The sequence below is a fragment of the Parafrigoribacterium soli genome (genome assembly GCF_040227235.1).
GTDB lineage: Bacteria > Actinomycetota > Actinomycetes > Actinomycetales > Microbacteriaceae > Parafrigoribacterium_A > Parafrigoribacterium_A soli.
On the sequence record NZ_JBELNZ010000003.1, the window covers coordinates 394,035 to 415,421 of the forward strand.

General features: G+C 67.4%; 22 protein-coding genes. 10 read left to right on the forward strand and 12 right to left on the reverse strand.

What is annotated here, in order from left to right:
• Positions 1–27: 27 nt before the first annotated feature.
• From ABUA37_RS10140 to ABUA37_RS10150, 3 genes are read right to left on the reverse strand one after another with little or no spacing between them, the layout of a single operon-like run.
• Complete coding sequence (locus ABUA37_RS10140; RefSeq protein ID WP_349899077.1) at positions 28–1,683, reverse strand: ABC transporter permease; 1,656 nt, start codon at positions 1,681–1,683, stop codon at positions 28–30.
• Positions 1,680–2,594, reverse strand: coding sequence for an ABC transporter ATP-binding protein (locus ABUA37_RS10145; protein ID WP_349899078.1), 915 nt, complete (start codon positions 2,592–2,594; stop codon positions 1,680–1,682). Before ABUA37_RS10145 ends, ABUA37_RS10140 begins: the two co-directional genes overlap by 4 nt.
• Positions 2,591–3,289 (reverse strand): TetR/AcrR family transcriptional regulator, encoded by a 699-nt coding sequence (locus ABUA37_RS10150; protein WP_349899079.1) that lies wholly within the window; start codon positions 3,287–3,289, stop codon positions 2,591–2,593. Before ABUA37_RS10150 ends, ABUA37_RS10145 begins: the two co-directional genes overlap by 4 nt.
• Before the next feature lie 125 nt (positions 3,290–3,414).
• On the opposite strand from ABUA37_RS10150, the gene ABUA37_RS10155 reads away from it, so the two are divergent.
• Positions 3,415–4,695: an MATE family efflux transporter gene (locus ABUA37_RS10155; RefSeq protein WP_349899080.1), complete on the forward strand. Its 1,281-nt coding sequence runs from the start codon at positions 3,415–3,417 to the stop codon at positions 4,693–4,695.
• 32 nt (positions 4,696–4,727) lie between these two features.
• Here ABUA37_RS10155 and ABUA37_RS10160 read toward each other — a convergent pair whose 3' ends face one another.
• Positions 4,728–5,798: a LacI family DNA-binding transcriptional regulator gene (locus ABUA37_RS10160; RefSeq protein WP_407075368.1), complete on the reverse strand. Its 1,071-nt coding sequence runs from the start codon at positions 5,796–5,798 to the stop codon at positions 4,728–4,730.
• A gap of 101 nt (positions 5,799–5,899) precedes the next feature.
• Here ABUA37_RS10160 and ABUA37_RS10165 point away from each other — a divergent pair, with 101 nt between their 5' ends.
• The 4 genes from ABUA37_RS10165 to ABUA37_RS10180 all read left to right on the forward strand — a co-directional run bounded on the left by ABUA37_RS10165 (position 5,900) and on the right by ABUA37_RS10180 (position 10,066).
• On the forward strand, positions 5,900–7,153 hold the full coding sequence (locus ABUA37_RS10165) for an MFS transporter (protein WP_349899082.1): 1,254 nt from the start codon (positions 5,900–5,902) through the stop codon (positions 7,151–7,153).
• 116 nt (positions 7,154–7,269) lie between these two features.
• Entirely contained in the window at positions 7,270–7,965 is a 696-nt protein-coding gene (gene nucS / locus ABUA37_RS10170) for an endonuclease NucS (RefSeq protein WP_349899083.1), read from the forward strand.
• Between the two features lie 119 nt (positions 7,966–8,084).
• Positions 8,085–9,347, forward strand: a complete 1,263-nt coding sequence (locus ABUA37_RS10175; protein ID WP_349899084.1) for a GAF domain-containing protein — start codon at positions 8,085–8,087, stop codon at positions 9,345–9,347.
• Positions 9,348–9,391: 44 nt separating this feature from the next.
• Positions 9,392–10,066 carry an HAD hydrolase-like protein gene (locus ABUA37_RS10180; protein ID WP_349899085.1) on the forward strand — a complete coding sequence of 225 codons (675 nt, stop codon included), beginning with the start codon at positions 9,392–9,394 and terminating at the stop codon, positions 10,064–10,066.
• Here the strand turns inward: ABUA37_RS10180 and ABUA37_RS10185 are convergent.
• Positions 10,063–10,305: a hypothetical protein gene (locus ABUA37_RS10185; RefSeq protein WP_349899086.1), complete on the reverse strand. Its 243-nt coding sequence runs from the start codon at positions 10,303–10,305 to the stop codon at positions 10,063–10,065. The genes ABUA37_RS10180 and ABUA37_RS10185 overlap by 4 nt on opposite strands.
• Positions 10,306–10,386: 81 nt before the next feature.
• On the opposite strand from ABUA37_RS10185, the gene ABUA37_RS10190 reads away from it, so the two are divergent.
• Entirely contained in the window at positions 10,387–10,830 is a 444-nt protein-coding gene (locus tag ABUA37_RS10190; RefSeq protein WP_349899087.1) for a MarR family winged helix-turn-helix transcriptional regulator, read from the forward strand.
• Positions 10,827–11,816, forward strand: a complete 990-nt coding sequence (locus ABUA37_RS10195; RefSeq protein WP_349899088.1) for an SDR family oxidoreductase — start codon at positions 10,827–10,829, stop codon at positions 11,814–11,816. Before ABUA37_RS10190 ends, ABUA37_RS10195 begins: the two co-directional genes overlap by 4 nt.
• Before the next feature lie 93 nt (positions 11,817–11,909).
• Here ABUA37_RS10195 and ABUA37_RS10200 read toward each other — a convergent pair whose 3' ends face one another.
• Genes ABUA37_RS10200 through ABUA37_RS10210 form a run of 3 tightly spaced genes read right to left on the reverse strand, consistent with a single transcriptional unit; the run spans position 11,910 to position 14,652 of the window.
• The gene (locus ABUA37_RS10200; protein WP_349899089.1) at positions 11,910–12,935 is read right to left on the reverse strand and encodes an NAD(P)/FAD-dependent oxidoreductase; all 1,026 of its coding nucleotides are present in this window, start codon (positions 12,933–12,935) and stop codon (positions 11,910–11,912) included.
• Positions 12,932–13,459 carry an isoprenylcysteine carboxyl methyltransferase family protein gene (locus ABUA37_RS10205; RefSeq protein WP_349899090.1) on the reverse strand — a complete coding sequence of 176 codons (528 nt, stop codon included), beginning with the start codon at positions 13,457–13,459 and terminating at the stop codon, positions 12,932–12,934. Before ABUA37_RS10205 ends, ABUA37_RS10200 begins: the two co-directional genes overlap by 4 nt.
• Entirely contained in the window at positions 13,456–14,652 is a 1,197-nt protein-coding gene (locus ABUA37_RS10210) for a type III polyketide synthase (RefSeq protein ID WP_349899091.1), read from the reverse strand. The genes ABUA37_RS10205 and ABUA37_RS10210 overlap by 4 nt, the downstream gene beginning before the upstream one ends.
• 71 nt (positions 14,653–14,723) lie before the next feature.
• Between ABUA37_RS10210 and ABUA37_RS10215 the strand changes: the two genes are divergently transcribed.
• Entirely contained in the window at positions 14,724–15,137 is a 414-nt protein-coding gene (locus ABUA37_RS10215; RefSeq protein ID WP_349899092.1) for a hypothetical protein, read from the forward strand.
• Positions 15,137–15,436, forward strand: coding sequence for a hypothetical protein (locus tag ABUA37_RS10220; RefSeq protein ID WP_349899093.1), 300 nt, complete (start codon positions 15,137–15,139; stop codon positions 15,434–15,436). The genes ABUA37_RS10215 and ABUA37_RS10220 overlap by 1 nt, the downstream gene beginning before the upstream one ends.
• Before the next feature lie 14 nt (positions 15,437–15,450).
• On the opposite strand, the gene ABUA37_RS10225 is transcribed toward ABUA37_RS10220, so the two are convergent.
• The 4 genes from ABUA37_RS10225 to ABUA37_RS10240 form a co-directional block, all read right to left on the reverse strand.
• Complete coding sequence (locus ABUA37_RS10225; RefSeq protein WP_349899094.1) at positions 15,451–16,953, reverse strand: aldehyde dehydrogenase (NADP(+)); 1,503 nt, start codon at positions 16,951–16,953, stop codon at positions 15,451–15,453.
• A 222-nt stretch (positions 16,954–17,175) separates the two neighbouring features.
• Positions 17,176–17,973 carry an ATP-binding cassette domain-containing protein gene (locus ABUA37_RS10230; protein ID WP_349899095.1) on the reverse strand — a complete coding sequence of 266 codons (798 nt, stop codon included), beginning with the start codon at positions 17,971–17,973 and terminating at the stop codon, positions 17,176–17,178.
• Positions 17,970–19,016: an ABC transporter permease gene (locus tag ABUA37_RS10235; RefSeq protein WP_349899096.1), complete on the reverse strand. Its 1,047-nt coding sequence runs from the start codon at positions 19,014–19,016 to the stop codon at positions 17,970–17,972. Before ABUA37_RS10235 ends, ABUA37_RS10230 begins: the two co-directional genes overlap by 4 nt.
• A 94-nt stretch (positions 19,017–19,110) precedes the next feature.
• Positions 19,111–20,220, reverse strand: coding sequence for a substrate-binding domain-containing protein (locus ABUA37_RS10240; protein WP_407075369.1), 1,110 nt, complete (start codon positions 20,218–20,220; stop codon positions 19,111–19,113).
• Positions 20,221–20,382: 162 nt separating this feature from the next.
• Between ABUA37_RS10240 and ABUA37_RS10245 the strand changes: the two genes are divergently transcribed.
• Positions 20,383–21,384 (forward strand): LacI family DNA-binding transcriptional regulator, encoded by a 1,002-nt coding sequence (locus ABUA37_RS10245; RefSeq protein WP_349899097.1) that lies wholly within the window; start codon positions 20,383–20,385, stop codon positions 21,382–21,384.
• Positions 21,385–21,387: the final 3 nt, after the last annotated feature.

Consider the following 21,387-nt stretch of genomic DNA (forward strand, 5'->3'; position numbering starts at 1 on the left):
AGCCCGCCGTATCGAGGCCCTCGTCCGCTACGCGCTGGTCAGATCGCGGCGGCGCAGGATCGCCAGTCCTGCCCACGCCGCGATCACCGCAAGCAGGGTGATGACGATCAGCGGCCAGGCCGTGAACTCCGTCCCGAGTCGGGGAATCGCGGTGAACGGCGTGTTCTGCGACACCCAGTCGGGCAGGCCGAACAGGTCGCCGAACATCGACAGGATCACTGCGACACCGTAGAGCGCCCACGTAGCGGTGGCGGCGGCCCGCGGGATCGCCGCCGCGTAGAGCATCACGACGCCGACGACGAGCAGCGCTGAGGGCCAGTAGGCGAGGGACGCCCAGACGAAGCGGCCTGCCTGGGACGGGTCATCGATCGCGGCGCCGAAGGTCGCGCCGATGGCGGCGCCGCTGAGGGCGAGGAGAATAAAGGAGGCAACGGCGGGAATCGCCATCCGCGTCGCGGCCCAGCGCACCCTGGAGATCGCCGACGCCCACTGCAGTTCGGCCCGACCGTCCGACTCCTCCGATCGGATGGTGTCCGCGCTCTGCAGTGCGAAGGCGGCCACGAGCAGGGCGTTCGCCATCGTGAAGTAGCCGAGCAGGCCATCCAGCACACTCTTCGAACTGCCGGTGAACGCCTGGGCGATCGGGTTGTCCGCGGAGAGCAGGTCGGCCATCGCCGTGGCGACGCCCCCGAAGAAGAGCGCGAAAACGACGATGCCGAGTGCCCAGCCGATCATCGATCCGCGCTGGAGGCGCAGGCTCAGTCCGAACTGTGTTCGCAGGAGAGCTGATGCGGCCCGCGGTCCGACGCGCTCGGGAATGATGCCCGCGCCCAGGTCGCGGCGACGCTCGATCGCGAGCGCGATGCCACAGAGCGCGAAGGTCGCGGCGACGCAGAGCACGAGGGGCCACCACAGGTTCTCGCCATAGGACCGCGTCTGCTGCGCCCAGCCGATCGGCGAGAGCCAGGTAGCCCAGTTCGCCCTGCCGTGCTCTGCTCCCACGTCGGCGCCCGCCCGAATCAGGTAGGCGACGGCGAGCACAGCCGAGGCGAGGGTGTTCGCACCGCGGCTGGTCCTGCTGAGTTGCCCGGCGACGGCGGCGACGCCCACGAAGACGAACGCGACACCGACGAAGGATGCGCCCATGAGCAGCGCGCCGGCCGCGGGAAGCTTCTGGCTCATGGCCGCAGCCGCGGAGGCCAGACCGATGGCGGCGGCAAAGCCACACGCGACGAGCCAATTGGCGAGCGAGTACGCGTGCCGACCGAGCACGCCGGCGCGCAGCAGTTCGGTGCGGCCGCTCTCCTCCTCCGCCCGGCCGTTGCGGGTGACCAGGAAGATCACGGCAAAGGCGAGCGCCACGGCCACGGTCATCCAGAGCTTGATGTTCAGGATGCCGCCGAGTGTTCCGGCGGCGTAGGGAAGCCCGGTCAGCGCGGCGATCGCGGGCGTGTTCGCGACCGAAGCGTAGGCGTCCCGTGCGGCCTGGGTGGGAAAGAGTTCGCGCTGCGAATCGACGACGACGGGGACCATGCCCGCCAGCACGACCAGCCAGATGAGCATCCGCAGCCAGTTGCGACGCAGGATGAACCGCACCATGAGGCCGAGTCCGGCGTAACGGTTGTGACCTCTCACCCCGACCGTGGATGGGGCCGCGACCCGCTCCGAGGTCGTCGTGGTCATGAGCGCGCCCCCGATGCGTCCGCGTGCACCCCGTAGTGCCGCAGGAACAGCTCTTCGAGCGATGGAGGAGTGGAGACGAGCTCGCGCGGTGCGAGCGGGGCGAGCGCGGCCAGCACGTTCGGGAGGGCGGCGCTGTCGACGGTGAACGTGGCGCGCGCGCCATCCGTCACCAGGTCATGCAGCCCCTCGATCGCGGCGAGCCCGCCGGGATCCCCACCCAGGGTCACGGAGACGGTCGAGCGCTGCAGGTGTCTGAGCTCGGAGAGCGTGCCGGATTCGACGGTGCGGCCGTCGCGAATGATCGTGACGGTGTCGCACAGCTTCTCCACCTCGGCGAAGATGTGGCTCGAGAGCAGCACCGAGCGGCCCTCGTCGCGCGCCTCCCTGACACAGTCGGTGAAGACACCCTCCATGAGCGGGTCCAGGCCGTTCGTCGGTTCGTCGAGAAAGAGCAGCTCGGCGCGGCTGGCGAATGCGGCGACGAGGGCGACCTTCTGCCGGTTGCCCTTGGAGTAGCTGCGCGCCTTCTTCGTGGGGTCGAGATCGAACCGTGCGAGGTAGGTCTCGACGCGCTTGCGGTCGTGGTCGCCACGGAGAGCCCCGAGGATATCGATCGCCTGACCTCCCGTGAGGCTTGGCCACAGCGTCACGTCGCCCGCGACGTAGGCAATGCGCCGATGCAGCTCGACGGCGTCGCGCCACGGATCTCCACCGAGCAGCGTGGCGTGGCCACCATCCGCTCGAAGCAGACCGAGCAGGATGCGGATGGTCGTGGACTTACCCGCACCGTTCGGCCCGAGAAAGCCGGCAACCGTTCCCGTGCCGACCTGGAGGGTCAGCCCGTCGAGGGCTCGCGCCCGGCCGAAATTCTTTTCGAGGCCGCGAACGTCGACGGCGAGTGAGGTGGTCATGATGTGGTCTCCGGTGATGTGTTGGCGGACGAGGGCGAGTGCTCTGCACCCGGTGGCCCGGTGCGATAGCGCAGATATTCGTCGAGGTAGCGACGATCGGCGAGCACACCCTCGGTGTAGATCTCGAGCGTGGGCAGCGTGATCTCCTCGACGAGCCGCCGAACGGTTGGTCCGATGTCGGCGAGCTGAAGGCTCGGCTCGAGTGTGAGCTGAAGCAGGAGTCCACCCAGGCTCGACGTGACCAGATAGCGGGCCCTGGCGCGCGGATCCCTGCTGGGCCGCACTACGCCTGCCGCGACGCCCTCCTCGGAAAAGGCCACGGCCTCCTCGATCATGTTCTCGAGGAACGCGACCCCGGCCGCGCCCCCATCACGCACACTGCGCAGGATGTACACGAGCATCGGTGCGTAGTCGTCGAGCTCGGCCAACAGCGACATCGTCTGCGTCGGCGAGGTCGCCATGCTGTCGCCCTTGATGGCGCGATACTGGCGCAGCACCTCGGCGTCGCATTCCTCGCGTAGCTTTTCCTTCGAGCCGAAGTGGTGGGTGATGAGGCCCGCGCTCACCCCGGCGTGGGCGGCGATGTCACGCACAGATGCGCTGAATCCGCGGAGTGCGAAGACCTCAACGGCGGCATTGCGCAGCCTGGCGCGCGTGGTCAGGTCACCTTCGTGGAGGTCGCTCGCTATACGCATGTATAGCAGGCTACACACTTGTATAGCCTCCGTCCAGACCCGGTTGCGAGGCTTGCCGCTAGATAGAGTCGAACATCGGAATCTTCAGCCCCCGTCCCGTCGATCGCGAGATCCTGCGCCTCGCGGTGCCCGCGCTCGGGGCACTCATCGCGGAGCCCTTCTTTCTGCTCGCCGACTCCGCCATGGTCGGGCATCTCGGAGCGACCCCTCTCGCCGGGCTCGGCCTTGCGAGCGCGGTGCTGCAGACCGTGATCGGACTCATGGTGTTTCTCGCCTACTCGACCACGCCATCCGTCGCGCGCTGGCTGGGTGCGGGCGATCGTCGCCGCGCCGTGTCCATCGGGGTCGACGGCGCCTGGCTCGCCCTCGCACTCGGCGTGGTGCTGGGCGTCGCGGGGTGGGTGGCGGCGCCCACGCTCATCGCCGCATTCGGGGCAACGCTCGAGGTGACCGCGGGTGCCGTCGCCTACCTGCAGTTGTCGATGCTCGGCCTCCCGGCGATGCTCCTCGTCTTCGCGGCGACCGGGCTGCTGCGCGGGCTGCAAGACACGCGCACTCCTCTTTACATAGCGGGCGTCGGCTTTGCCGCGAACATCGCGCTCAACTTCCTGTTCATCTATGGTCTGGGGCTCGGGCTCGAGGGCTCCGCGCTCGGCACCGTGGTCGCGCAGTGGGGCATGGCGGCGGTGTACGTCGTCGTGGTCATGCACCATGCGCGTGCGACGGGTGCGCGGCTCCGACCTGAGCGTGCGGGCATGGCGCTCGGGGCGACATCGGGCGGCTGGCTGTTTCTGCGCACCGTGAGCCTGCGGGCGGCGATGCTGCTCGCGGTGTTCGTGGCGACCGCGCTCGGTTCGAACGAGCTCGCGGCCTACCAGGTGGCAATGACGCTCTTCGCAACGCTCGCATTCGCGCTGGATTCGCTCGCGATCGCAGCCCAGGCTCTCGTCGGTCGCGCGCTGGGCGCGATCGATCTCGACGCGGTGCGCGCGGTGCTTCGGCGGTGCCTGGAGTGGGGCGTACTGTGCGGTGTCGTCCTCGGGCTCATCGTGATCGCGACGAGCGCGGTGCTCGGCGGGCTGTTCACGAGCTCCGCGGATGTCGCAGCGCTGCTGCCCTGGACCCTGGTCGTTCTCGGCGCCTCGGTTCCGCTCTGCGGCGTCGTCTTCGTGCTCGACGGAGTGTTGATCGGCGCCGGGGACGCACGTTACCTCGCGATCACGGGCATAGCGAACGTCGCCGTCTTCGTGCCGCTCGCCTGGGCGGTGATCGTGTGGTCGCAGCCCGGATCACCCGCGCTGGCCTGGCTCATGGCGGCCTTCGCGTTCGGCTACATCGGCGCGAGGGCGGTCACGCTCGGGCTGCGCGCCCGCACCGCGAGGTGGATGGTCGTCGGCACTCGCTGAGCGCCGCGCGCATCCGACCGACGATGCGCGGCTCAGGCGCGCGGCGGCGCCGTCGTGTTACCGCGGTGAAACACGCTCGTGAACCGCTCGGCCACACCCGGCTCATCGTTCAACAGCGCAACGATTCCGCGCCCGGCCGCGCGACCCTTCTCGACCGCGGGCTGCACCATCGTGGTGAGATCGCGGTCGCCCATCCCATCAAGTCGCACCCCGTCAAAGCCGACGACGCTCACGTCTTCCGGAACCCTCAGGCCGAGCTCCTCGGCGGCGAGAATGACGCCGCGGGCGAGCAGGTCGCTCTGGGCGATGATTGCGGTGGGGCGCCCATCCGCCCCGCCGAGCAGCGCAAGTCCCGCGACCCTGCCCTCCTCGGTGAGGCTGCCACGCGTGACCCATCCGCCGGCGTCCGGGAAAACCTCGCGCACTCCGGCGATGCGGGCGGATGCGGTGTAGCCGGAACTCGCGGCCTCTCGTTCCGCGGTGAGCGTTCCGCGCTCGCGGCTCGGGTCAAGCGGAAGTACGACCATCGCGACCCGCTCGTGACCGAGCGCGCTCAGGTGCCCCGCGAGGGCGTGCGACGCCTCGCGATTGTCGAGGTCGATCGCGAGCACGCCGTCCATGGGTTCCGCTTCGACCGCGACGAGCGGGATGCCGCGCTGCCGCAGGATGGCCACGGCGGAATCGAGGCGGGTACTGCATCCGACCAGCACAACCGCGTCGACCGGCGCATTCTCGATGCTGACCTGACCGTCGGCGGTGTCGGTGAGCAGCAGCAGTCCCGAGCCGATCGCGCCGGTCTCGTCGGCGAGACCGTCGAGCATGGCGATGTTCATGGGGTCGCGGAAGGCGTCGCTCAGGCGATCCTCGATGACGACGCCGACAATGCCGGAGCGGCCGCGGCGCAGCGATTGGGCTCGCGGATCGGGGCCCGCGTAGTCGAGGGAAGCGGCGGCGGCGAGCACCCGCTCTCGCGTCGCGGCCGACACGGGACCGGAGCCGCTGAAGGCGAGGGAGGCGGTGGAGGTGGAGACTCCTGCGAGCGCTGCCACTGCGGCGAGTGTGGGGCGGGAAGGAGGCCGCTCATCGTTTGCCACGTTCACCATGGTTTGGTAGCTTAGTCGAAACGATTCGATCGAATCGATTCGACCATCTCTCGCGGCTCCCGCAACGAGCGCATCGCTCAGCACAGACTCCGAAGGTTTTCATGTCATCGACCACTCCGGCGAGCGCCGACCGACTCGGTTCGGGCGTGACTGCGCCCGACCGCGCCGCCCTCACAGCATGGCGCAACTCACTGTTCGTGATCTTCGCGCTCTGCGGCGTCGGGCTGGCCAGCTGGGCCGCCCGCATTCCCGCCGTGAGCGTCGCGCTCGACATCGACACCGCGCAGGTTGGCGTTCTTCTGTTCGGCATCGCCGTCGGCTCGATCACGGGGCTCATCGCCTCGGGGCACCTCGTCGCCAACTTCGGCGCGAAGCGCACCATCCTGGTCACGCTTCTGATCGCACCCCTCGGCCTCGTCCTGGCGGCGATGGGCGTCACCATTTTCGACTCCTTCGCTGTCGCCGTGGCCGGCCTCGTGGTGTTCGGCGCCGCGACCGGGATCTGCGACGTTGCCATGAACGTCTCGGGCGCCGCGAATGAACGAGCCATCGGCAGAACGATCATGCCGATCTACCACGCCTTCTTCAGCGCCGGCACGATCGTCGGCGCCGGGCTCGGCGCTCTCGCGGAGGCGCTCAAGCTGCCTCTCGAGATCCACCTCGCCGCCTTGGGCGTGCTCATCATCGTCGTCGTCATCTGGGCGGTGCGCTACCTGCTGCCCGAGGGTGGCGGCACCGACCACTCCGTGAAGCCGGAGGGAACGGATGGCTGGCGCAAGCGCCTCTCGATCTGGCGCGATCCGCGCACCCTGCTCATCGGCCTGATCGTGCTCGGGATGGCGTTCACCGAGGGCTCCGCGAACGACTGGCTCTCCTACGCGATGGTGCACGGCCATCACACCGATGCCACCGTCGGAGCACTCGTGTTCGGTGTCTTCGTCACGGCGATGACGGTCGGGCGGCTGTCGGGCGTGCGCCTTCTCGATCGCTACGGCCGGGTTCCGGTGCTGCGTGCGACCGCGGCACTCGCGGCGGTCGGGTTGCTCATCCTCATCTTCGTGCCCATCGTCTGGGTCGCGATCATCGGCGTGGTGCTCTGGGGTCTCGGCGCCTCGCTCGGCTTCCCGGTGGGGATGTCTGCTGCGGCCGACGACCCACGCAAGGCGGCCGCACGCGTGAGTGCCGTCGCCACGATCGGCTACCTCGCATTCCTCGTCGGTCCACCGGTGATCGGATTCCTCGGCAACCACTTCGGCATCCTGCACGGACTGCTGCTCGTGCTCGTGCTCGTCGCGCTCGCCGGCATCGTGTCGTTCGCCGCGCGCGAGCCGCAGTCGATACCACCCGCCGAGTAACCACTCGTTCGACAGGAAGCCGGGTGCCGCGGGCACCCGTTTCTCCTGTCGAGCGCCCGATCGGGCGAGGTCATCCTGTCGAACGAAACGAACGCGGCGAACGCTAGGCTCGACGGGTGCGTCTCGTCATTGCCCGCTGCTCCGTCGACTACGCGGGCCGTCTCAGCGCGCATCTCCCGCTCGCCACGCGGCTCCTGCTGCTCAAGGCCGACGGCAGCGTGCTCGTGCACTCGGATTCCCTCTCCTATAAGCCACTCAACTGGATGAGCCCGCCGTGCTACATCTCGGCGATCGTGCCCGATGCCGAACAGGCGGATGCCGGAGTCACCGAGATCTGGAAGGTCGCGCAGGCGAAGACCGCCGACATGCTCGTGATCTCGATCCACGAGATCCTGCACGACAGCGAGCACGAACTCGGCATCGACCCCGGCCTGCAGAAGGACGGCGTCGAGGCGCACCTGCAGAAACTGCTGGCCGAACACATCGAACTTCTCGGCGACGGACACACCCTCGTGCGCCGCGAGTACATGACCGCCATCGGGCCGGTCGACATCCTGGCCCGGGATGCCGCGGGCAAGGCGGTCGCCGTAGAGATCAAGCGCCGCGGCGACATCGACGGCGTCGAGCAACTCACCCGCTACCTCGAGCTCATGAACCGTGACCCGCACCTGACACCCGTGGTCGGCGTGTTCGCGGCCCAGGAGATCAAACCTCAGGCGCGCACGCTGGCCGAGGACCGGGGCATCCGCTGTCTGCTTCTCGACTACGACGAAATGCGCGGGCTCGACGACGGTCATTCGCGCCTGTTCTAGACGGCGTCGGAGCCTCGCCGCGGGGGCTCTTTGGCGCCTGTCTGCGTAGGCTAGGCTGCCTGTGAGCGGTCCACCCGAATGGCTGCGCAAGAGGAACGACGTACGGGTGGGGTGCGATGATGGCGGGGTATGGACGCGCGGGCGAGGCCGGCAAGCGCGGCTTTCTCAGCGCCGATTCTGCCAAGCGTCGGCTTGCTCCGCTGATGCGACTGTGGCGCGCCGGAATCGAAACGAAACTCGAGCAGACGCCGCGCCCCTACGACGAACCGCACGTGAGCGCGCGCGGGCCCAACAGCGATCGCATCCTCCTCTTCGGCGCCGGTATGTCGGTCGGCTGGGGCGTGACCACCCATGACCTGGCGCTGCCCGGCTTCCTGGCCAGAGCCCTCTCGTCTCTCACCAAGCGCGGCACCGACGTCGACGTCGTCTCGCATCCCGCCAACCACCTCGATGGTGCGCTGGCCCGGCTGAGTGCCATGCGACTCTGGCGCTACGACGCGATTGTCATCGTGCTCGGAGTCAACGAGGCGCTCGAGCTCGCCCCGACCAAGAAGTGGCGAAGCGATCTCACCGAGTTGCTCACGACCCTGGCCGAAATCGCGCCCGTGCCCGTCGTATTCACGGCGATCCCGAGGGTGCGGTCCATCCGCATCTACGACTCTGCCCTCGGTGGCCTCGCGGAGGACCACGGGTTCCTGCTCAACGAAGAATCGGCCGAGGTCTGCGCGGCCGCGCCGCACGCCATTTTTCTGCCGCTGCCCGCCCTCGCCTTTCCTGCGCCGCACCGCCACCGCGGCCCGGACAGCTACGCCGGCGCCGCACAGGTCATCGCCGCCGCGCTGGCTCCAGCACTCGCGCGCCTCCCCCACCAGCCCGACGACCCGTACCGCCCGTTCCCTTACGACGAGGATCGCGCGGAGATGGAACGCCAGGCGGCCGTCGACGCCCTCGACCTGTCGGATTCCGACCTCGGCCGGGCTCTCGACGAAATCCTCGGCATCGCACAGACCTCGCTGCAGGTGCGAACGGCGGTGCTCACGGTGCTCGACCACGACAAGCAGGTGATTCGCGCGAGCGCCCGCTCGCCGGTCGACGAACTGCCGCGAGCCGGGTCCTTCTGCGACACGACGATTCGCCTGCGAGGTGGCCTGGTGATACCGGATGCGCAGCAGGACGAACGATTCCGTGACTATCCGCTCGTGGCAGGCGAGCCGGGCATCCGCTATTACGCCGGCTTTCCGATCGAATCCCCCTCCGGCGAGCGCATCGGCGCTCTCTGCGTCTTCGATCCGGAGCCGCGCGACTCGACGGACGACGCGGACCTCGCCCGACTGCGCGACCTGGCCCTGCTGATGCAGCGACGCCTGCGCGCATCCGCCTGACCGTTGGCGAGCGCGGGACGCGACGGCGCCTTAGGCTTGGCGTGATGTCTACCCCATGGAGCTGCATTCTTTTCGACCTCGACGGCACGATCCTCGACTCAGCTCCCGGCATCACCGAATCGCTCGCCTACATGTTCACCGAGCTCGGTCGTCCGGTGCCGCCCCAGTCGGAGCTTCTCCGCTACGTCGGCCCGCCCATCCTCGATTCCTTCCGCGACCTCGCCGGGATGAACCCTCGGGAGTCGCAGGAGGCACTCGATATCTATCGGGTGCGCTATCTCGAACGCGGGGCGCTGCAGAGCACCGTCTACCCGGGGGTCGCGCAACTGCTCAGGCAGGTGCACGGCAGTCCCATCCCGCTCTCGCTCGCGACGTCGAAACCCGAGCTGCCCGCCACGAAGATGCTCAACCTCGCCGGTCTCACGGGATACTTCGACGCGATCACCGGCGCCTCAGAAGACGAGGTGCGCAGTCGCAAGTCGGATGTCGTGGCCGAGGCGCTGCGCCGCCTCGAGTTCCTGGGTGCCGACATTTCCGCGCCCGTGATGGTGGGGGATCGGGAGCACGACGTCAGCGGAGCCGCGGAGCACGACGTGCCGACCATCTTCGTCACCTGGGGCTACGGCACTCCGGCCGAGTCGGAGGGGACGATCGCGAGCGTCGACACGGCGACGCAATTGCACGAGTTGCTGCTCGGCGAATCGCGCATCGCGGTCTAGAGGTTGATCTCGGCAGCCGGGCCCACGGTGTAGCTGCCGTGACCCGGGCAGTGCAGCTTTGTCGGCCGACCGTCTCGCCGTTCGACGGTGTGCTCGCTCATCGCGGTGCCACACAGCGGGCACGGCTTGCTGTGCGGTGACGGCAGCGGCGGCTCGTTGAACGGACCCAGTTGCGCGGGTCCGACGACGGGAAACAGCGCACGGTTCAGGCGCGTCCACCATGGCACTGTCGTAGCCACACCGGTCCTCTCTCGTGGGCAATTTACTTAGTGTACTAACTATTTGGCGCTAGGCTGCGAGCAGGAGGAAGATTCGTGACGATGACGACAACGAAGGATCCACTCGCTCTCGAACGCCAGGTCTGTTTCGGTCTCGCGGTCGCGGCCCGAACGGTGATCGCGCACTACCGGCCGGTCCTGCAACCGCTCGGCCTCACGCATCCGCAGTACCTCGTGATGCTCGCCCTGTGGGAGCGCAACCCTCGCACCGTGCGCGACATCGGTGAGGCGCTGTTCCTCGAACCGGCGACCCTCTCGCCTCTGCTCAAGCGGCTGGAAGCCGCGGGACTGCTGACGAGAGAGCGCAGCGCGACCGACGAACGCGCGCTCGATGTGGCCCTCACGGAAAAGGGTGCCGCCCTGCGCGTCCAGGCAGAAGAGGTGCCTGGCAAAATCGTGGATCGGCTCGGAGTGCCGGTCGAAGAGCTGCAGGAGATCCGTGCCACCTTGACGAAGCTCATCGCAGCCGCGACTGTAGAGCAATGACCTCCCTCACAGTCCTCTTCATCGGCGGTACCGGCACGATCAGCAACGCGGTGAGTCACCTCGCAGTGCAGCGCGGCATCGACCTCACCATCCTCAATCGCGGCGAGAGTGCGCGTCGCCCAGCGCCCGAAGGCGCCGAACTGCTGCAGGCGGATGTGCGCGACGCGTCCTCGATGCGCGCCGCGCTCGGTGACCGCGAGTTCGATGTCGTGGCCGACTTCGTGGGATTCACCACGGGTCACGTGCAGGCGGATATCGATCTGTTCGAGGGGCGAACGGGGCAGTACGTCTTCATCTCCTCCGCATCCGCGTATCAGAAGCCCGTCGCGCACCTGCCGATCACCGAGTCCACGCCGCTGCGCAACCCGTTCTGGCAGTACTCCCGCGACAAGATCGCGTGCGAGAACCTGCTCGTCGCGGCGTACCGCGAGCGCGGCTTCCCGGCCACGATCATCCGGCCATCACACACCTATGACCAGACGAGCCTGCCGCTGAACGGCGGATGGACCGCCCTCGACCGCATGCGCCGCGGCGAGCCCGTGGTTGTTCACGGCGACGGCACCTCGCTCTGGGTGCTCACGCACGCCCGGGACTTCGCCAAAGCCTTCGTCGGGCTTCTCGGCCACCCGCAGGCGGTCGGCGACACCTTCCAGATCACCTCGGATGAGGTGCACACCTGGGATCAGATCGCGGGCATCTTCGGCAGCGCGCTCGGTGTCACACCAAACCTCGTGCACGTCACCTCGGATGCGATTGCCGCGGCCGACCCGGAGATGGGCGCCGGTCACCTCGGTGATCGTTCGCACTCGGTCATCTTCGACAACAGCAAGGTGAAGTCGCTCGTGCCGGACTTCGTGGCCACCACGCCCTTCGCCGCGGGCGCGCGGGAAATCGTCGACTGGTACGATGCGCATCCCGCGGAGCAGAAGGTCGACCCGCAACTGAACGAGCTCTTCGACCGCCTGGTCGCCGCCACCCGTCGCTGAGGCTGCTCGGTCGCTGAGCCTGTCGAAGCGTCGCCGTCCCCTCGGTCGCTGAGGCTGCTCGGTCGCTGAGCCTGTCGAAGCGCCGAAAGCGCGCTACCGCCCCAACCGCTCCACGACCGCGCCGAAGACTCCCGGCAGCGCATCGGCGAGCGGAACGATCGCCGGTCGCAGCGGCGAACCCGCGAGCGCGACGAGTCCGGAGGTGAGCAGTCGAAAGTCGCGTGTGCACTTCGACCAGGCGCGCTCGTAGCCGGAGGCATCATCCGCGGCAACGCAGTCGATCGCGGCCCGCGCCTGGGCAAGACCGACCCGGATGCCCTCCCCGGTGATCGCATCCACATACCCGGACGAATCCCCCGCCAGCATCACGCGCCCGACCCTGCGGCGGGAGCTGCGCTGGCGAAACGGACCCGCTCCGCGCAACGAACTCGCCGGAGCGGCCGAGCCGATGCGCGCGGCGAGCGCGGGGATGGCAGCGAGCTCTTCCTCGAAGTTCGTTCCGCGAGCACCGAGCATCGCGACGCCGACCATGCCGTCGCCGAGCGGTGTCACATAGGCCTCGAGGCGTGGAGTCCAGTGCACTTCGATCAGGTCGGTCCATGGTTCCACGGAGAAGTGTCGCCGCAGCCCGTAGCGCCGAGGTCCCGATGAGGCCACGTCGACGCCCAGCAGCGTGCGCACCGTCGAGTGCAGCCCATCCGCGCCGATGAGGTAGCGGGCACGCAGGCCCGCGGCCTCGACCCCATTCGCGTCCTGGTTGATCGCTGTCACGCGAGCGTGCAGCACATCCACGCCGACCTCGACAGCTCGAACCAGAAGAGCGGCGTGCAGCACGGTGCGCCGCACACCCAGGCCGCTGCCCGCGGTGAAGCGGTGCTCGACGGTGCGGCTCGCATCGCGATAGCTCACACCGCGCAGCGGATGTCCGGGCGGCCGCACGCCGAGCCGCTCGAGCGCGGGCACGGCCCCCGGCATGAGCCCCTCACCGCAGGCCTTATCGATCGCGCCCTCGCGCGGCTCGACGATCGCGGCGGTCAGTCCGCGCAACCGCGCTTCAATCGCGCACGCCAGACCGACGGGTCCGCCGCCGACCACGAGCACGTCGACATCCGGTCTCATGCCGTGCGCGCGTCATCGAGCGATGCCAGCGCCCGCTCCTCGGTGGGGATTCGGAAGCCGAACAGCAGGATCGCGTTCAGCACGGTGAAGACGAGGGCGGTGACCCAGGCGGTATGCACGAGCGGCAACGCGATGCCCTCGGCGATCACGACGACGTAGTTCGGATGCGTCAGGAAGCGGTAGGGCCCGCGCGTCACCCTGCCAAGACCCGGCACCACGATGACCCGCGAGTTCCACTGATGGCCGAGAGCGAGGATGCACCAGTAACGCAGGCCCTGGCAGGCGATCGCGATCACGAGCATCGGCCAGCCGAGCCAGGGCAGGAACGGACGCTGACCGAAGAACGCCTCGGCGAGGCAGGCGAGCAGCAGACCGGTGTGGAGCACCACCATGAACGGATAGTGGGACTGCCCGAACTCGCGACCGCCGCGTTCGAAGGCCCAGCGTGCGTTGCGGGTGGAGAGCACGAGCTCCCAGAGGCGCTCGAAGCCGGTGAGCAGCACGAGCACGGCGAACCAGATCATGCGGCGGTCTCCGCGGTGGCGTCCGGCCATCGCAGCAGCACCAGTTCGGCGCTGACGCCTGGGCCGAGCGCGAACAGGAGCGTCTGGGTGCCCGCGGACTGCGCGCCGGCGGCGAGCTCGGTCGAGAGTATGTGCAGCACGGATGCGGAGGACAGGTTGCCGACTTCGGCCAGCGACCGCCAGCTGTTATCGAGTGCGCCGTCGGCGAGACCGAGCGAGGACTGGAACGCCTCGAGCACGCGCGGTCCGCCCGGGTGCGCGATGAAACCGTCGATGTCGCCCAGCGTTCGATCGTTCGCGGCGAGGAAGCCCACAACATCCGCCTCGAAATTGCTCTCGATCACGCCGGCGACGGCCGAGGTGAGCACGATGCGGAAGCCCGTCTCACCGGCGTTGAAACCCAGCACCTCCTCGGTGCCGGGGTAGAGCTGGCTGCGCGAGTCGATGACATCCGGGCCGGTCACGGGCATGCGGGACGCGCGATCGGCACCCACCATCACGACGGCGGCGGCCCCGTCGCCGAAGAGCCCGGTGGCCACGATGTTGGCCATCGAGTCGTCGTCACGCTGGAAGGTCAGGGAACACAACTCCACCGACAGCAACACGGCGACGTCATTCGGATGTCCGGCCAGGTAGTCGTTGATCCTCGCGATCCCCGAGGCTCCCGCGACGCAGCCGAGGCCGAACATCGGCACGCGCTTGACATCGGTGCGCAGCCCGAGCCGGGGCACGAGCAGTCCCTCGACCGACGGCGCGGAGATGCCCGTGACAGAGGTGAACATGACGTAGTCGACCTCGCGCGCGAGAAGCCCGGCCGTCTGGAGCGCCGAGTTCAGCGCCTCGCCGACCAGCTGCACGGCAACCTCGACGAACAATCCGTTCGACTCGGTGAAGCTCTGCCGATCACCGTAGCTCTCGATCGGCAGCACCAGGTTGCGGGTGCGCACCCCGCTGGCGCCATGCATCCTTCGCAGCACCGCCTGCTTTGAAGAGTCCGTGCTGATCAGTGGCGCGATGGCATCGGTGATCGTCTGTTGGGGGTAGCTGTTCGCCGGAAATGCGGTGGACACGCTGGCGATTCGGGCCATGCCGCACGCTAACACGGACGGCTCCGTTTTGGCCCGCGCTCTTCGCCAGGGAGGTGCATCCCTCCGGCAAAGCTGAGGAGGTGCTGGGGGAGTACTGAACATCATTGTCTGCCCCCGTTCTGGGGGGTATGGTCAGCCTTGCAGCGGTAGCTGTTGGCACTGGCGGGGGTGAGCACATGGCACAGGTACAGGATCTCAATCCGCGGGAGAAGCGTCCGGCGGATTCGATCACACAGCAGGCATTGCGGCGTGAGGAAATCGAACGCCCACTGGATGGCGACGCAGGGGTTCCCACCCGGTCGAAGCACGCGACGTTGCGACGTCGCGCACATGAACTGGTGTGCGTGCACTACGGGGGTCGGCGGTTCATCGCGAGCTTTGAGATGGCAGGAATCTTCCTCCGTCGCGCGCAGCGGCTGATCGACTCCGGCGAGGCCGAGCTCGTGCCGCTCCTGCATGAGGACGGCCTGGAGATGCTCCACGTGGCGCCGTCGACACCCTTCTCTGTACACGACCTCGATGCGGAGCCTGCGGACGGCTTGCACGGCGGACTTCCGGCAGCGGGAGAGTGTCCCTCGGAGGTGTCGTGATGGAGCGCGAGCTGCCGCAGGCGACCCTCGCCGACATCCGCCTGGAAGAGTTGACCCAGGGCAACTGGCGTGTGATCGACCGCCGCTTCAGGGAGACGAACCCGCGCACCCTGCTCGGATTCATCCAGCAGACGGCCGATTCCTTCGATGCGACGGATGTGCGCCGCTCCACCGAACCCGTACGCTACGAGAGCCGCGAGGCCGCAGTCGCCGGCTTCGCCGCGAACGCACCGGCACCGGCATCGGCCGCGAGTGCGGAACCCTTCAGCCTCGACGCCGTCGGCGACTACCGCTACTGAGCACAGTCTCGACGCTAGCTGTTCGCCCTCGCGCCCCACGTCCGGGATTCGCCCGCGCCCGCGCGAGCCTGTGGCACATTCCACGGATTGTCATCGCGGAGTGGTTCGGGCAGCAGCGCGGCCGGGGAGTCCTGGTAGGCGACCGGGCGCAGGAACCTGCCGATCGCGGCTGTTCCCACAGAGGTGCTGGAGTCATTCGTGGTCGCAGGCCAGGGGCCTCCGTGCTGCATGGCAGGGGTCACGGCCACGCCGGTGGGCCAGCCACCGAAGAGCACCCGACCCGCATGCCCGGTGATCCAGCCGACGAGCGAACGGATCGCCGCGTCATCCTCGCCCGATGCCGTGTGCACGGTTCCGGTCAGATTGCCCTCGAAGAGCTCGTTCGCGATCGCGGCAAGGTCCGCGCCCTGCGGATACTCAACCACGATCGAGAGCGGTCCGAAGGCCTCGTCGAGTAGAGAATCCCGGTGCGCTCGAAGGCCGTCCGCGGTGACGCTCACGATGGTGGGGGTGGCCCAGCCCTCGCCCTCAGCGTCCACGCGCAGAGCACCCTCGGCGATGATCTCGATGCCGGGGGTCGCCAGGATAGCGTCGCGCCTCGATTCGAAACCGCGGGTGATACCCGGGTTCAGCAATCGGTGCTCCGGCACGACGGCGGCAAGTTCTGCGATGCGGTCGCTCAAACCGTTGTCCCGCGGCGCGAAGAGGAAGCCCGGCTTGGTGCAGAGTTGCCCGGCAGACCCGGCGACGCTGGTCACGAAGCCGTTCGCGATCGCCTCCGCGTCCTCATCGATAGCCGCCTTCGTGACGAACACCGGGTTGACGCTCCCCAGTTCACCGTAGAACGGGATCGGTGCTGGCCTTGAGGCGGCGATGTCCGCAAGCAGACGGCCCGCGCGAATGGAGCCCGTGAAGCTGCCGGCAGCGATTCGCGGATCCTTCAGCATCGCGACGCCAGCATCCTGGCCGCTGATCAGCTGGAAAGTCCCGTCGGGTGCGCCCGCGCCCGCGAGCGCCGCGGTCACGACGTCCGCCGTCTGCACCGAGAGCTCCGGATGTCCGGAGTGCGCCTTGAGAATCACCGGACAACCCGCGGCGAGCGCCGCCGCGGTATCGCCACCGGCCACAGAGAACGCAAACGGGAAGTTACTAGCGGCAAAGTTCAGCACGGGTCCGACCGGAATCCGATAGCGACGTACATCCGGGCGAGAGCCGAGCGCGAACTGCGGATCCGCCTCGTCGATGCGCACATCGAGGTACGAGCCGTCCACCACGGTGTCAGCGAACAGTCGCAGTTGTGTCGCGGTGCGGTTCAGTTCTCCCGCGAGGCGCGTCTCGCTGAGTCCGGTCTCTCGCATCGCGGTCTGCACGAGCCCCGAGGCGGCGGCCACCAGCGCGTCGGCAACAGCGACGAGCGCCCCGGCCCTGGCGTGGGGAGAGGTCGCGGCCCAGAGTGGTGCCGCGGCCGCGGCCCTCGCCGCAATCGTCTCGAGCTCGTTCGCCGAGGTCTCCGTCATCTTCTACTCCGATCAGCGTGAGAGGCGCGGTTCCTGCCCGAGAAAGCGCTTCCTCCATCGTAGTTGCTGACATCCTGGCGCGGTGCGGAGTAACAATGGGTTCATGGATGAACTGCGCACCTGCCCCGACTGCGGAACCATACTGTGCCAGTCGGGCAACGACTGGTCCTGCCCGGAGTGTGGCCCCGTCTCATCCTGACGCGGCCGCCCGGGAAAGGCGACTCAGACCGATGCTCCCGTCATGATGGCAACGGCCTCCGTCATCGAGTGTGACTGTGGCGTGATGGTCGCCGCGCGCTTGCCCAGCCGCTGGATGTGAATGCGGTCGGCCACCTCGAATACCTGAGGCATGTTGTGGCTGATCAGGATGACGGGAATGCCCCGGTCGCGCAGATTGCGCACGAGTTGCAGCACCTGGTTCGACTCGCGAACACCGAGCGCCGCGGTCGGCTCATCGAGCACGACGACCTTCGAGCCGAAGGCCGCCGCGCGCGCTACGGCGACGGCCTGCCGCTGTCCTCCCGAAAGATTTTCCACCGGCACGGTCACGTCTTGAAGCGTCGAAATACCGAGATTGATGAGTTCCGCCTTGGCCTTCTCTCGCATTCCTTTCACATCGAGCATGCGGAAGACAGAGCCGAGGATGCCACTCTTGCGTTCTTCTCTGCCCAGGAAGAGGTTGGATGCCACGTCGAGCGCTGGCGACACCGCGAGCGTCTGGTAGACAGTCTCAACCCCCGCCTCGCGCGCATCCTGCGGGCGCTTGAAGTTCACCTGCTGACCGTTGAGGAAGATCTCGCCCTCATCGGGAATCTCGGCTCCGGTGAGGCACTTGACCAGGGTCGACTTTCCCGCGCCGTTGTCGCCGATGATCGCCAGCACCTCGCCGGCGTAGAGCTCGAGGCTCACTCCGTCGAGGCCGACGACGCGACCGAAGGTCTTCACCAGGCGCTTCGCCTGCAGGATCGGCTGCCCCGATGGCGTGGCCGTACCGGATGGGCTCGAGTCCGTGATCGTCATTTGCGTACCTTCCGAATCCATTGGTCGATCGACACCGCGACGATGATGAGAATTCCGACAGCGAGCGTCTGGTAGAGAACGTCGAGCCCGGCGAGGGCGAGGCCGTTGCGGAAGACTCCGACGATCAGAGCGCCGAGCAGCGAGCCCCAGATCGTGCCGCGGCCACCGAAGAGGCTCGTGCCGCCGATCACGACCGCGGTGATCGAGTCGAGGTTGATATCTGTTCCTGCGTTCGGACTCGCGGCGTCGGCCCGGCCGATCTGGATCCAGGCACCGATCGCGGTGATGGCGCCGGCGAAAATATAGACCCCCATGAGAACACGGTTGACGCTGATGCCGGCCAACCGCGCTGCCTCCGGGTCGTCGCCGACCGCGTAGACGTGGCGACCCCACCCGGTCCTGCCGAGGACGAAGGCCACGACGATGTAGAGCACGAGCATCATCACGACGCCGTAGGTGACGTTGACCCCACCGACAGCAAAGGTGGCGCCGGTTGCCGTGATCATCGCCGGGATACTCGCGCCCGTCACAGACGCGCTGTTCGAATACAGAAGCGTGAGAGCGAGGAAAATGCTCAGCGTTCCGAGCGTGACGATGAACGGTGGCAGCGTCAGCTTCGTCACGAGAAAGCCGTTCAGGGCGCCGGCAGCCAAGCCCACGACGAGACCGGCAAGCAGGGCGAGCGGTGCGGGAAATCCGTTCTGACTCGCCGTCTGAGCCATCACCATCGAGGCCAGCACCATCATGGCGCCGACCGACAGGTCGATGCCCGCCGTCAGAATGATGACCGTCTGCGCGATGGCAAGCGTTCCGACCACCGCGACCTGCTGGGTGATGAGCGAGAGATTGTTCGCGTAGAAGAATCGGGGGTTGAGCACACCGAAGACGATCACCGCAACGACGATGACGATCCCCGGGCTCAGCGCCGGATATCTGTGCAGCGCCTGCCGCACCCGTCCGAGTGGCGTCTGCCGATCAAGGAACTCGGTCGCGAGATCAAGCTGGTTCGTTGGCGGACTGGCGTCGGTACCCTGTTGGCTCACGATATGTCCTGAACCTCTCTGTTCGTGTCTTCACTGTATGAGGAGGAGGCGGCGGGGAGATATAGCACCCGCCGCCTCCTGTTGTGCTTGCGTGCTACTTGCCCCAGCAGATCTTGGAGCCTTCGCTGCTGCTGATGCTCTTCAATCCGGGCACCGCCTTGTCCGTGACAAGCTGGGAACCGGTGTTGAAGAAGTCCAGGCCATCGGATGTCGAGGGCTTGTGACCGGTCTTAGTCAGCTTCACGATCGCCTTCATGCCGAGTTGTGCCATCTTGGACGGATACTGCTGGCTGGTCGCGCCGAAGATGCCCTCGCCGACCTGCTTGACGCCGGTGCACCCACCGTCGATGGTCACCAGCAGGGTGTCCTTCTCGGTGCCGTGTGCCTTGAGCGCCTGGTACGCGCCGTACGCCGCCGGCTCGTTGATGGCGTACACGACGTTGATCTTCGGATTCTTCGAGAGCAGAGTCTCCATGGCCGTACGACCGTCTGCCTGGTCGCCGTTCGACGCCTGACTACCGGCGATCACGTAGTCGCCGCCCTTGCCGCCGGTGTACTTGCCCGTCGCAGCCTCGTCGCCGTTCTTGTTCGGGTTGTTCACGTCGATGCCCATCCCCTTGAGGAAGCCCTGGTCGCGGTCGTAGTCGACGGTCGCAACCTGGTTGCTGAACAGGTCGACGAGTCCGATGATCGCCTTCTTGCCGTCGAGCTGGGCGGCAGTCCACTTGCCGATCGCCTCGCCCGCGGCGCGGTTGTCGGTCGCGAAGGTGATGTCCACGGCATCGGCAGGATTCGGCGCGGTGTCGAGCGCAATCACGTAGATGCCGGCCTTGCGCGCCTTCGCGATGGCGGTATTCACGGTCTCATCGATGGGCGTGATCAGGATGCCCTTGTCGCCACGGGAGATCGAGTCTTCGATCGCCTGAATCTGGGTTGCCGCGTCGCCGTCCTTCTTGCCCGCGGCGAGGGTGAGTTTGACCCCGTCCTTCGCTGCGGCGGCCTTTGCCGCGTCATCCATGGCTACGAAGTAGGGGTTCGTGGTGGTCTTGACGATGAGCGAGATACCCACATCACCCGAAGCGTCTCCCGAACCGGAGTTCGAGCCAGTCGATGAGCACCCCGTCATGCCCAGTGCCGCGAGCATGGCGATGGAACATGCAGCCACGACGCTCTTAGCGAATGGCGGTGCAGCGCGATTCAACATTGAATTCTCTCTTCCCTTGGGGCATTTGCATGCCTGACAACGATGTCATTAGATATGTGTAAAGCAATCACCCGTTAGAGTCAAGCCACACTGGATTTTGGAGGCCTAATCGTGACACCGTTGTCAGATTCGCAACACGCGATTGCTGCGCAGCGACCCACGATGCGCGACGTCGCCGCACTCGCCGGCGTGGGCATCAAGACGGTCTCTCGTGTCATCAACGGCGAGCCCAATGTCTCCGAAGAGACCACGGCCAGAGTGCGGGCAGCAGCCCAGAGCCTTCACTACATGCCGGACCCGCACGCGGGCAACCTTCGCCGCAGCGATCGGCAGACCAAGACGATTGGGCTGCTCGTCGGAAACGTGGGCAACCCCTTTGCCGGCGCAGTACACCGCGCAATCGAAGACGCCGCATCCGCGCACGGGGTCGCCGTGTTCGCGTCGAGCCTCGATGACGACGCGGACCGCGAACTCGCCATCGTCTCCACGTTCCTCCGGCGTCGAGTCGACGGGCTCATCCTCACCACGGCCAGCAAAAATCAGTCGTATCTGATCCCCGAGCAGGAGCGCGGCACCAGATTCGTGTTCGTCGACCGGGAACCGGTCGGAATCGATGCGGATGCCGTGGTCAGCGACAACGCCGCCGGTGGATCGGCGGCCACACGACACCTCATCGAGCACGGCCACCGTCGCATCGCGTTCCTTGGCGACCGGCCGGAGATCCAAACGGCACGGGAGCGGCGACGCGGCTTCCTCGACGAGCTGGGGCGCGCGGGCATTTCCACGAACGACGCCACCATCGTCGAGGGCCTTTACAACGAGGAGCGCGCTCGCACCGCGATGACGGCCTTGCTGGACAGCCCGAATCCTCCCACGGCGGTCTTCGGTGGACAAGACCTCGTCACCATCGGGGCGATCCGTGCATTACGTGATCGGAACATGCACCGATCGATCGCCCTCGTCGGCTTCGACGACTTCGAGCTTGCCGACCTGCTAGAGCCGGGAATCAGCGTCGTCTCACAAGACCCGCGCCGCATTGGCGCTCTCGCGGCCGAGCGACTGTTCGCCCGACTGGCCGGTGATTCACAGGCCGAGCAGACCTACACGGTCCCGACACGACTCATCCCACGCGGATCCGGCGAGATACCAGTGGCCCGACCGTGACGC